At 54.3% G+C, this 12,832-nt stretch carries 6 protein-coding genes; 3 read left to right on the top strand and 3 right to left on the bottom strand.

Annotated features, from left to right (window positions below):
* The first annotated feature begins 16 nt into the window (after nt 1-16).
* Complete coding sequence (locus ACTJIK_RS18440) at nt 17-1,480, top strand: glycoside hydrolase family 130 protein (protein ID WP_440648783.1); 1,464 nt, start codon at nt 17-19, stop codon at nt 1,478-1,480.
* A gap of 76 nt (nt 1,481-1,556) precedes the next feature.
* Here ACTJIK_RS18440 and ACTJIK_RS18435 read toward each other — a convergent pair whose 3' ends face one another.
* Together ACTJIK_RS18435 and ACTJIK_RS18430 are read right to left on the bottom strand one after the other, a co-directional pair.
* Nucleotides 1,557-2,594, bottom strand: a complete 1,038-nt coding sequence (locus tag ACTJIK_RS18435) for a glycosyltransferase family 4 protein (RefSeq protein WP_440648781.1) — start codon at nt 2,592-2,594, stop codon at nt 1,557-1,559.
* Between the two features lie 6 nt (nt 2,595-2,600).
* Nucleotides 2,601-4,886 carry a glycosyltransferase gene (locus tag ACTJIK_RS18430; RefSeq protein ID WP_440648779.1) on the bottom strand — a complete coding sequence of 762 codons (2,286 nt, stop codon included), beginning with the start codon at nt 4,884-4,886 and terminating at the stop codon, nt 2,601-2,603.
* Between the two features lie 228 nt (nt 4,887-5,114).
* Here ACTJIK_RS18430 and bshC point away from each other — a divergent pair, with 228 nt between their 5' ends.
* Nucleotides 5,115-6,728: a bacillithiol biosynthesis cysteine-adding enzyme BshC gene (gene bshC / locus ACTJIK_RS18425; RefSeq protein ID WP_440648777.1), complete on the top strand. Its 1,614-nt coding sequence runs from the start codon at nt 5,115-5,117 to the stop codon at nt 6,726-6,728.
* Between the two features lie 2 nt (nt 6,729-6,730).
* On the opposite strand, the gene ACTJIK_RS18420 is transcribed toward bshC, so the two are convergent.
* Nucleotides 6,731-8,965, bottom strand: a complete 2,235-nt coding sequence (locus ACTJIK_RS18420; RefSeq protein WP_440648775.1) for an FUSC family membrane protein — start codon at nt 8,963-8,965, stop codon at nt 6,731-6,733.
* 295 nt (nt 8,966-9,260) lie between these two features.
* On the opposite strand from ACTJIK_RS18420, the gene smc reads away from it, so the two are divergent.
* Complete coding sequence (smc, locus tag ACTJIK_RS18415; protein ID WP_440648773.1) at nt 9,261-12,791, top strand: chromosome segregation protein SMC; 3,531 nt, start codon at nt 9,261-9,263, stop codon at nt 12,789-12,791.
* Nucleotides 12,792-12,832 lie beyond the last annotated feature (41 nt).

The raw sequence follows: 12,832 nt of genomic DNA, 5'->3' as shown, positions 1-12,832 counted from the left end.
AAAAAATTGTTGGTATATGAGAATTCCTATCGAGCGGCAACAGACTAAAATCACCCCTGATCTTAAGCGGGTGGTAGCAAGGTTCTTCTTCAACGGCGACGCGCGGGCGAAGGGCATCATTCTTAAAGTGATGGAAATGTCGGAAGAGGATGTGGAAAAGGAATTGACCCCGCTGCTGCGTAATTTTTCCAGGCGCCACCGGAACATTACCCGCGTTTTTGAAAGGCATGCAGAAAAGCTGAGGAATTTATTCAGCGCGCTAAAGATCGAATATAATGAGCTGAGCCAGCGGCGGAAACTGCTGATCGGCTCCTTTTTCACCAACGAGTTTTCCATCGAATCGGCCGCGTTCTTCAATCCTTCCATCGTGGAAGATGTGGACCAGAGCGGGCTGGAAGAAGGGGAAAAGCGCGTGGTGCTTAGCTTCAGGGCCGTGGGCGAAGGGCACGTGAGCTCTATCGTATTCCGCCAGGCCATCATCAACCGGTTCAACGAGATCACCATTGTGCCTGCCGGCAATTATGTGGACGAGCCGGACATTATCCGCAACACCGTTTACCATAAGAATGTTTTTTTCCAGAACGCCGTATCCATCAAGCTGCCCGATTCCGTGATCCGCGAGATCAGCAGCGCACTGCCGGATACATTCGAATACGTGGCGCTCAAAAAGCTGATCCGCGATATGCAGCAGCGCTACCAGGTGGACCACCTGCTGAAACGCAACCTGGAACGCCTTCTCTGGCTGGCGGATTCTTATTACGAGATCAACTTTTCGCTCGATACCGATATATCCGACCGCGTGATATTCCCTTATTCCGAAGCGGAAAGCCGCGGGATCGAAGATGCGCGCTTCGTGAAATACACAGGCGACAAGAGCGGCGTTACCTATTACGCCACCTACACCGCCTTCGATGGCGTTACCATCCAGCCCAAGCTGCTGGCCACCCGCGACTTCTATCATTTCAAGATCATGCCGCTGTACGGCGAAGGCGCGCAGAACAAGAACCTCGCGCTGTTCCCGCGGAAGATCAACGGCAAATACGCCATGATGAGCCGGATAGACGGGATCAACAATTACATCATGTACTCGGATAAGATCAATATCTGGGAGAACCCCGAGATACTGCAAACGCCCAAGTATCCCTGGGAGTTCGTGCAGATCGGCAATTGCGGCTCGCCCATCGAAACGCCGGAGGGCTGGCTGGTAATCACGCACGGCGTAGGCCCGATGCGCACCTACTGCCTGGGCGCCACGCTGCTGGACCTGGAGAACCCGAAGATCGAGATCGGCAGGCTGAAAGAGCCGCTGGTAGTGCCCAACAAGGATGAAAGGGAAGGGTATGTGCCCAACGTGCTCTACAGCTGCGGTTCGCTGATACACAACAACGAGCTGATCATTCCATACGGCCTGTCCGACTACGCCTCTTCCTTTGCTACCGTGCACCTGGAAGACCTGCTGGAAAAGGTGCGCGAAGGATGACCGCAGGTTAAAATAATTAAAAGGGCGCAGCCGTTTCAGATAGCTGCGCCCTTGGTATTTGTTATTATGGAAGCCCTTATAAATTATTCCGTGGAAGTATCGTTGTTTGCAACAACACCTTCTCATATACTTTCACGTAGTCGTCCACCATCTTTTGCATACTGAACCGTGAAATGGCCCATTCCCGGCATTGTTCGCGCCGGATGGCATGCAGCTGGCCGACGAACGCAGCGGCTTCTGCGGTGTTTTTTGCCAGGAAGCCGGTCTTTTCATGCCCGATCAGCTCAGGCATGGAGCCCCTGTTGAAAGCGATCACAGGCGTGCCGCACATCATGGCTTCCGCCACGCTCAGCCCGAAGGGCTCTTCAAAATGAATGGGATGCAATAAGGCCTTCGCATTGCCCAGCAGCCGGTTGCGCTGCTCAGGCCCGGCATGCCCTACAAACCGCACCTGCTCGCCGTCTATCAGCGGTTCCACCTTTTCCCGGAAATACGCCTCATCCTGCACAATGCCCGCCATCAGCAGCCGGTGACCGGTTTGCCTGGCAATGTCTATCGCATCGCGGGCGCCCTTGTCCGGGTGGATGCGGCCGAAGAACAGGAGATAGTCCTCCGGCGTTTCAACGTAACCGAAGCCGGAAGGATCAATGCCGTTGTATACCGTGGCGGCATAACGCAGCTGCGGGCTGCGGTCTGAATTGCTGATGGACACGTAATGCCCGGTGTCGTTATATTTTTTGTAAACAGGAATGATGCGCGGGGAGGAGAAACCGTGAATGGTGGTCACCATCGGCGTGCGTATCAGTCCCGAATAGGTGAGGGGCAGGAAGTCGAAGTGATTGTGGATAATGGCGAACTGGTCAGCCTGTTCCATCAGGTGGCTGATGTGCAGGCATTCCAGCACCTTCGCGTCCTGGCTGCGGTCTTCTTCGTAACCGCTTTCGCAGATGGATTCGAGCTTGCCGGCCGTCTGCGAATTGCCGGTGGCAAAGAGCGTAACGTCCCAGCCTTTTGCCACCAGCCCTTCCGCGATATTGGAGGCCATTTGTTCCCATGGACCGTAATGCACGGGCGGCGTACGCCATGCAACGGGGGAGAGTACCGCTATTTTCATGTATGCCTAGCTGATTTTACTGACCATCCCGGTACTGGTGCTGATGATGGTGGTTTTGACATTTTTTTCCTGCCTGGGCATCATTTCGAGGCTCTTCAGCACGGCTATGTGCGAGATGAAATAAGCCACCGTGCTTTCGGCGCCCTGGTTGCGGTTCACGCCGGCGGGTGAAAGCCCGTCGCAGCAGCCGTGCGTTTCGTGGTCGTACAGCGGCACGCGCAGCGCGTTTTCGCCGAGGAACCAATTGTAGCAGGTGAACATCTTTTGCAGGTACGAACGGTTGCCGGTAACGGCATGCGCCTGCTGGTAGAGCAATACCATGGCCATGGTTTCGATGGCCTGCTGGTCGAACAGCGGGCAGTCGCCGCCTTCGCAAAGCCAGCCTTCGTTGCCCACCGGTGCAAAGTAGCCACGGTGCATGGTGAGGTTTTCCAGGAAGGAAAGGCTTTCCATCGCGATGGCCTGTATCTTTTCATTGCCGGTCAGCCCGGCAACATGGAACAAGGCAAGGGGCAATATGCCGTTATCGTAGGTCATGCTCTTTTCGAACCAGTGCCATTTATCGGTGCTATTGGCTTCCCAGGCTGTTACCAGAGGCTGAACGAGATTGTCCAGCACGGTGAACATCCCTTCGTCGGAGGGGTGGTAATGCAGGTAATGGCATACGCCGATAGCTGCGTTGGCGCGCCCGCGGAGGTGTTCCAGCGAAGCGAAGTGCTGTGTCGATTTATGGAACAGCTCGGTGGCGAACTCGCGGTAGGAGTTGTTGGGCGCGTGCCGCACGAGGTAACCCAGCGCCCATACGGTGCGGCCGAACGAATCTTCAGAACCCACCTCATCGAGATACTGGCGGCTGAAGCTCAGGAAGTTCCTGAAATTGCCGTCCGGCGTTTGCATGTAGTGGATGAAGCTGAGGTAGATCGGCAGCAGGTCCGGGTTCTCCTTGCTTTTACGGTGAGGCTGCGCCATGAGCATCATCATCAGCGCGCGGGAGTTATCGTCCAGGCAATAACCTTCCTTCAGGTTGGGAATGCCGTATTTGGCGTGCTGCACGATGCCGGTGTCGTCCGTTAAACGGCGTATGTGCGTGAAGTTTAGCGGCGGCAGGTACGATGCGTCCGGCAGGGGGCGGTTGTTGACGGCCGCAGGCCTGGGCGTGCTCAGGATCTTGCGTGCCAGCTGGCGGTAACGGGCGCCCATACGGCTCCACTGTAGCTCGCGGCCGTATTCGCTGGCTTTTGAACGCAGGGCTTCGAGCGCGTCGGGATCGTCCAGCAGGTTGTGGATGAGGGAGCCCAGCTCTTCGTGCTGGGAAAAACCGAAGAGCTGGCCGCGGCCGTCTTCCAGCAATTCTTTCGCATACCAGTATGGCGTGGAAAGAACAGCGGCACCTGCACCCAGTGCGTAAGTAAGAGTGCCGCTGGTAATCTGGGTTTCACTAAGATATGGAGTAACGTAAATATCGCTGTGGATGAGGTAAGCGAACAGGTCGTGTTCTGTCAGGAACTTGTCCACGAACAACACATGGTCTTCCAGCTTCAGCTGTGATACCAGCGCGTGAAGGCTCTCCCGGTATTCTTCGCCCGCATGCCGGAGCACGGCGGGATGTGTTTTCCCGGCCACCACATACAATATATCGGGATGTTTGCTGATCACGGAAGGCAATGCTTTGATCACCGTTTCAATGCCCTTGTTCCTGCTCAGCAGGCCGAAAGTGAATATCACCCTGCGCTGGCGAAGGGCCTCCGGCAATACTTCGGAGCGGATGGTCAGCTTTTCGAAGTCCGGCACGCCATGAGGGATCAGCATCATTTTATCGGCGGGCACTTCATAAATATCTTCCAGGAAAGAAATGGCCAGCTTGCTCATCACGATCACGCGCGATGCATGTCGGGATATTTCCCGCACCACGCTCTTCTGCATAAAGGAAGGCTCTTTCAGCACAGTATGGAACGTAACGATATAAGGTACTTTGATCTGGTGAAGGAAAGGAAGAAGGTATATGCCGCTTTCCCCGCCGAATATGCCGAACTCATGCTGCACCACTACGAGGTCCACATCGCTGCTGTTCACATGCGCGGCTGCGTCCAGGTAATCTTCCATATGGTTCTGCCTGATGGTAAACGTTACTTCGGGCGGGTATTCATACACCTGCCCTTCGTCGTTCATGGCAATAACGGATACTTCAGGTACATCGTCCGCGTCACGGCAAACGGCCTTTATCAAATGCTCGGTAAACGTAGCAATTCCACACTCTCTGGGAAAATACGAAGCTATATACGCAATCTTCATAAGATGTATTTTTTTTCTGTTTTATCTGGTATTTCAGCAGGGTATAGGGTCGGCGGATTGGAACATCCGGAGGACATTATTCATTTGCAAATCTGGTGCCGTGGAAAATTGTGGAATGGGTGTAACAGTCATTAGCCGGTCACCCTATGAATTGTGATAAATGGTAATATCAGCAGGAAGGAATAATTGTAGTTTCGAGTTATCTTCGTGTCCTCAAAATAAGAACAGGTGACTCAACAGATATTGCCAGCAGTGAATTATCATACTTTGCCTTTTGCCGCTACAGGCTACTGCAGCCCGCTGATTGCGGATTTTCTTGCAGCGCGCGCGCCATTGAGCAATTTCTACGAATATAACCCTATTAATCCGGACTTTCATAAAGCAATGTTGTTAAAAGCCGCGCAGCCGCTGCGTCGGGACATATTGGCAGATGTGCTCTATGCGCAATACAGGCATATGGAACTGCGGGAAGAGGTGCGCGCCAATATCGGTCTTTTACAGGCTACCAATACCTTTACGATCTGTACAGCGCACCAGCCGAACATCTTTACGGGTTACCTGTATTTCGTGTACAAAATACTCCAGACTGTCAAACTAGCACAGGAGCTGCAACGCAAATACCCCAAGAACCATTTTGTGCCGGTGTATTACATGGGCAGCGAGGATGCGGACCTGGAAGAGCTGGGCTCCATCAACCTGGAAGGCGGCAAACTGACCTGGGAAACGGAGCAGACGGGCGCCGTGGGCCGTATGAGCACCGCAGGACTGGAAAAGCTGATCAATGAAATTGAGGGCGCAACGGGCTATATGCCGCATGCGCCGCTGCTGCTGGACATCCTGCGCAGGGCTTACCAGGAGCATACAACCGTACAGGAAGCCACGCTGTTCCTGGTGAACGAGCTTTTCGGCTGTTACGGCGTGGTAGTGCTGATACCGGACAACCCGGCTTTCAAACAGCAGCTGATCCCCGTCATGGAAGAAGAATTGCGGGAACAAAGCTCCGAAGCCATCGTCAGCAAAACCATAGAGAAGCTGGCTGAACATTATAAAGTGCAGGCAACTCCGCGTGAAATAAATCTTTTTTATTTAAAGGATAATATCAGGGAACGCATTGTACGTGAAGGTGATATGTGGAAGATATTACACACATCGTTGTCGTTCACCTGGGACGAATTGCGGGCCGAATTGCACGCCCATCCGGAGCGTTTCAGCCCCAATGTGATCCTCCGCGGCATCCTCCAGGAAACGATCCTGCCCAATATCGCCTTTATCGGCGGCGGGGGCGAAGTGGCGTACTGGCTGGAGCTGAGGGACCTGTTCAGGCATCATAAAGTGCCTTACCCGGTGGTGCTGCTGCGCAATTCTTTCCTGTGGATAAAGCGGGAGGAAAACAACCGCCTCAAAAAGCTGGGGATCGCCCCGGTAGCGCTGTTTGAAGATACGGAGCTGCTGGTGAACCGCTTTGTGCACGAGCACACCAACGCCGCCCTCGTGCTGCGCGACGAATATGCCGCCATAGAAAAATTGTATAACGAGCTGGAAGAAAAAGCCCGCTCCATAGACGTTACCCTGGCTGACGCGGTAAATGCGGAACGCAGCCGGGCCATCAAATCCATCGGCAAGCTGGAGCATAAGTTCCTGCGGGCGGAGAAGAAAAAATTCCAATGGCAGACGGACCAGATCAGGCATATCAAAGACCGCCTGTTTCCCGGCAACTCGCTGCAGGAGCGGAAGGAAAATTTCATCCCTTATTTCGCCCAGTACGGGCCTTCTTATTTCGATGATATCTTAAAAGCCATCAACCCGGTAACGGACCAGCTGATGATCATTTCAGAGCTGTAGTTTTAGCTGTGGATGATCTCCTCGCCATGCACGGCCGCCTTTTTCATGTCTTTGAGAACGGTGAAAAGCGCCTGGAACTGGTCGCGCACGTGTTTTATTTCCAGCATTTCCTCTCTTTCCTGCGTATGGCCCTGGCCCTGGTTGATCTGCTCCTGGCGCAGCTTCAGCAGGTGCTCCAGCCTCTCTTCCAGGCTGTGGAAGGCCGCGGGCATGTCCGGATCGGGCATGCGGGCCCCTATGTTCACATATTGCTCTATCTGGTCCATGATGGTAAGCAGGAATAGCAGGATGTCCTTATACTCCGGCCGCTTGTATTTCAGCCGGTGCTGCAGGGCATAGGCGCTCAGCTGCGCGATATGCGAAGCCAGCGAATGGCTCAATACCACGAAATGATACAGCTCTGAGCCGTGCTTCTGCTTGCTCTTGGGCTCGCTGAGCATGCGCTGGAACGCCGCCGTCAGGTTGGCCGTGGTCACATGCACGTCTTTGCGCGCCAGCTTGTAGGCAATGAGGCTGAAAGGCCTGTCCGTATACAGGTTCATCACCTGCGTGAGGTATTGTTTGTTGGAAGAGATAGCCTTTATCATATAATCAGGCAGGAAGCGGAACTCCCAGCTGGGCCAGAAGATGTAGTTGAACGCGAAGGCGATGCCCCCGCCGATCAGGGTGTCCAGCACGCGCTGCGTTACGTTCTGGAAATCCGCCGGGTGCAGGAAATGCAGCAGGAACACGATGAACGGCGTCATGAACACCACGCTGGTGATATAGTGATAGGTCTGGAAGCTGTAAGCGCCCAGGATGCAGACGAGCATGATGATGAAGATGGCTGTATCGTCTTTCGTCAGCCACAGGATGCCCGCTGCAAAGAAAGCCCCGATGAGCGTGCCGACGATGCGCTGGTAGCTCCGCGTTTTGGTCAGGCTGAAGCCGGGTTTCATGATCACGACGATGGTGAGCAGTATCCAGTAGGTGCGGCTCAGGTGCAGGGCCTGCCCCAGCAGGAAACCCGCCATCATGGCCAGCGCGGTACGTACGCCATGGCGGAAGATGTGGGAGTCGAACGTGAGGTTGTTCATGAACGTGGTGAGGTCGTATTGCTGGCGGGTGGTAAACCTGCTCAGCTCCAGCTGGTGGTCGAAGCTCGCCTCCTTCACGCGTTCAAGCCGGGTGAGGCGGTGCATGTTGTAGATACGCTGGGAAATATGCTGCAGGTTGTCGAAGATGCTTTCGAAATGAATAAGGTCCGCCCGCTCCTTGAGCGTGGGCAGCGTGGCCTGGTAGGTTTTGAAGGCGCGTTTGCTTTTTTCCAGCTCCAGCTTCAGGTTCACCCTGGGCATGGAGCGCTGGCCGGCGCTTACGGCGATGCCGATATGGTCCAGCTCTTCGGCGTACTGCAAAATGGCATGATGCAGCTCCGCGATCACGGGGGTGCCGGCAAAACGTTGCTGGAGGCTGGTGTAATCTATCTGCGAAGCCATGATCTGCTCGTACATGTCCACCAGGTCCAGGAAAATGAGCACCATGCTTTTGCTGATGCTGGTGGTTCCCTGCTGGGCGGAGCGCATTTTGAGCAGCAGCTCGCGCACAGCTTCCTGTTTTTCGTTGACGATCACCTGCTGGGCCAGCACTTCCCGGTAGGTTTCCGTGATGTCCTGCACGGGCTCGTAAAAGCCGGAACGGAGGCGGAGGTATTTGGCGGTTTGCTGGATGCAGTCGCCCAGCGTTTGCTGCACGGTGAGGTAAGGCCTGATCTGCCAGAGCAGGAGCGCCAGCAGGGCATACCAGATGCTGCCGCTGAGGATGAGGAAACTGACGGGTATGGCCTCGCGCCAGGAATAGGATTCGGCCATCACGCTGACCATTACCAGCAAACAGCCCAGGCCGATGTTGCCGCCGCGGTTGCCGTATATAAGCAGCATGCTGTATAAAAAGCTGCAAATGCCCACCCAGACGGTCAATACAGGCCAGTAAGGCAGCAGCAGGCCGGTTCCCAGGGCGGTGATAAAAATTAAAATGGTGCTGATGATCAGGCCGTTCCGCTTATGGATGATGGTGCCCGGCACATCCGCCAGAGCGGTACAGAGGGCGCCCAGCGAAATGGATATCCCGGTTTCCAGGTGGCCGATAGCGGCGAAAATGACGGAGGGGACAACAACACTCAGCGTGGTGCGAAGCCCGTTGCTGAAATGATAACTGAAAATAAAGGCTTTCGCTTCTTTGGTCCAACGTTCTTGCATTGCGGCAAAATTACAAATATCAGGCTGTATTTATAAGAGGTGGGTTTAATGCATATATCATTCGCATTCCGCTCATTTTCAGTAAGATACTCGATATCGTTGAAAGTTGTGGTGTACAAATTATCCCCAGGTGTGTATAAATAATGCCCGTTATTTATGCACAGGGAACTAAATTACCGGTAGTTGCCATATCTCGAAAACCGCTGGCCCCACCCACCGCCCATCTCCGGATGCGGGAATCAGCAGAATTCGACTATCTTTGGCGGCCAAATCATTCATTCGTAATCCGAGAAATGTGCGTTTAAAAACACTAGAGATCAAAGGTTTTAAAAGTTTTGCGGACAAGACCGTGCTGCACTTCGATGAAGGGGTGACAGGCGTAATTGGCCCCAATGGCTGTGGAAAAAGCAATATCATCGACTCTATCCGCTGGGTGATAGGCGAGCACAAGATCAGCAACCTGCGTTCTGAGAACCAGGCCGGGCTTGTGTTCAACGGTTCCCGTACCCGTTCCGCCAGCGGCATGGCCGAAGTGAGCCTTACCTTCGAGAATACCAAGAATGTACTTCCCACCGAATTCACTACGGTTACGATTACACGGAAATTCTACAAGAACGGCGACAGCGAATACAGGCTCAATGATGTAGCCTGCCGCCTCAAAGATATCCACAACCTTTTCCTGGACACCGGCGTGAGCACGGATTCCTACGCCATCATCGAATTGGGGATGGTGGACGATATTATCAAAGACAAAGAGAACTCCCGCCGCCGCATGCTGGAACAGGCTGCCGGCATTTCCATCTATAAAACGCGGAAAAAAGAAGCCAAATCGAAGCTGGACGCTACCGAAGGCGATCTTAACCGCATCGAGGACCTTCTTTTCGAGATCAATAACAACCTCAAGACCCTGGAAAGCCAGGCGAAAAAGGCCGAACGTTATTACGAGATCAAGAAGGAATACAAGGAAGCCAGTATAGAGCTGGCCAAAGCCGCGCTGGAAGGGTTCAACATCACTTTCCGCGACCTCACCGAGCAGCAGCAGCAGGAAACCGACCGCAGAATGGCCCTGGAAGCCGAGATCGGTACAGACGAAGCGGCTGTGGAACAGGATAAGCTACACTTCGTGGCCAAAGAGCGCGAACTGCAGGTGATGCAGCGTTCCTTCAACGAGCTGGTGTCCACCATCCGCACCAAGGAAAACGATAAGAACCTCGCCACCCAGCAGCTCACCTACCTGCGCGAAAGAGAAAAAAGCCTGACGGACTTTTTGAACAACGCCGAAGGCACCGTGACCGGCCTCACCGACTCCATCGCCTTCACCGAAACCCAGGTGGCGGACGAGCAGGAGGTGTTCGATTCCATGCAGGACGAACTGGAAACCCTCCACGAAATGGTGGACGAGAAAAAACATCACTTCGCCGATAAGAAACAGGCCCTAGAAAACTTCCGCAAAGACCAGCAGCAATGGCAGCGCCAGCAGTTTGAAGCGGAAAAGAAAGTGGCCGTAGCCGATACCTCCGTGCAGAACCTCCAGCGCGGCATCCAGCAATTGCAGGAAGAAAAGGCCAACCGCCAGGTGCAGATCCAGCAGCTGGAAGAAGAAAAAGGCATTCTCCAGGAAACACTGGAAACCACGAAAGAAGAGCTGGAAGACATGGTGCAGTTCCAGGAAGAGACCAAAGGCAGGATACTCGCCACACAAGGCGAAATTGAAGGCCTGCGCGATAAGCTGGTGGACGAAAACCGTTCCCTCGATTCCAAAAAGAACGAGTACGACCTGCTGAAATCGCTGGTAGACAGCCTGGAGGGTTATCCCGAGAGCATCAAGTTCCTCAAAAAGAACAGCGACTGGAACAACAAAGCGCCCATTCTCAGCGATATATTTTTCTGTAAGGAAGCTTACCGCACCTGTATAGAAAACCTCCTCGAACCATACCTGAACTATTACGTGGTGAACAACGCGGAAGAGGCCATCACGGCCATCCGCCTGCTGGACCTGCATAAGAAGGGCAAAGCGAACTTCTTTATCCTGGACCAGTTCAACCACCAGGCCGGCCATCTGTTCACCCCGCCCGGCACCATCCCGGCGCTGGAAGTAGTGGAGATAGACGAGAAATATAAAGGCCTGGGCAATTACCTCCTGGGTAAAGTGTTCATCGCCGAAGACCTGACCGCCATCAATTTTGCCGAACTGCCCGAGCAGGACGTGCTCATCACCGAGCAAAGCGGCCGCGTGCACCGTGGCAAATACAGCATGAACGGCGGTTCCGTGGGGCTGTTCGAAGGTAAAAAGCTGGGCCGCGCCAAGAACCTGGAAAAGCTGGACGCGGAGATCCGCGTGCTGGAAACCAATGTGGCCGACCTGAAAGCGCGCCTCCAGGCCAAGCACGATGAAGTGCTGGGTTATAACAGCCAGCTGAACGAAAACAAGATCAACGCTACCCGCGAAAAGGTGAACCAGCTGAATAACCAGCTGTTCGGCCTGCAGAACCGCATCGAGAACTTCCACCACCTCATCGAAACCGGCAACAAACGCCTCGCTGAAATGGAAGCCTCCCTCGCGGCGAACGAACAAAGCATTTCCAGCGTGCGCGATGAGCTGGACAGCCTGAACGACCGCGTGCACCAGCTGCACGACAGCATCCTGGAGGCCGACCGCGCCGCACAGGAAGCAGAGCAGCAGTTCAACCAGGCCAATATCCAGTTCAACAACCAGAACCTCCAGCATACCCGCCAGCAGAGCAAAGTGCAGGGGCTGAAGCAGGAGCTGGACTTCAAACGCAAACAACTCAGCGACCTGCATGCGCAGGTGATCAGCAATAAAGCACAGCTGGAAGATACCGCCGGCAATATCGCCGCGGCTGAAGACCGGCTTACGCAAAGTGAGGACGGCCTGGTGGAACTTTTCCGCCGCCGCGAAGAAGAAGAGAAAGGGCTGAATGAAAAGGACCAGGAATACTACAACTTCCGCAACCACCTGCAGGAACTGGAAAGCGCCCTGCGCAGCAAGCAGAAAACGCGGGACATGCTGGACCAGAACCTGAACCAGATCAAGGACAAGGTGAACGAACTGAAGCTGCAGCTGGCTTCCATGAAAGAAAGGCTCAGCGTGGAATTTAAAGTGAACCTGGACGAGATACTGGACGAAGAGCGCACCGGCACCGCCGCGCTCGAAGACCTGCAGAGCAATGCCGAAAGACTGAAGAAACGCCTGGAGAACATGGGCGAGATCAACCCCACGGCCATTGAGGCCTATACGGAGATGAAAAAACGTTACGAGTTCATCCTTGAACAGAAGAATGACCTCGTGAATGCCAAGGAATCGCTGCTGGCAACGATCCAGGAAGTGGAGTCCACCGCCAACCAGAAGTTCCTGGACACTTTCAACCAGGTGAAGGAAAACTTCATCCGCGTGTTCAAAGCGCTGTTCACCGAAGAAGACCAGTGCGACATGATCCTGAATGATCCGTCCAACCTGGCGGACACCGGTATCGAGATCATCGCCAAACCCAAGGGTAAACGCCCTGCGGCCATCACGCAGCTGTCCGGCGGTGAAAAAACGCTGACGGCCACCGCGCTGCTGTTCGCCATCTACCTGATCAAACCCGCGCCGTTCTGTATCCTCGATGAGGTGGACGCGCCGCTGGATGATGCGAACGTGGGCAAATTCACCAATATGATCCGCAAGTTCTCCGACAATTCACAGTTCATCATCGTAACCCACAACAAACAAACGATGGCGGCGGTGGATGTGATCTACGGGGTAACCATGCAGGAGCCGGGCGTCAGCAAGCTGGTGCCGGTAGACTTCAGGAGCCTGAATTAACAGCATTTGTCAAAATACAGCGAAGCCGGCAGGTAATACCT

It is taken from the genome of Chitinophaga sp. 22620, from assembly GCF_052044405.1.
Classification (GTDB): domain Bacteria; phylum Bacteroidota; class Bacteroidia; order Chitinophagales; family Chitinophagaceae; genus Chitinophaga.
Note: the sequence above shows the minus strand (reverse complement) of the source record. Positions and strands in the feature narration are given on the sequence as shown.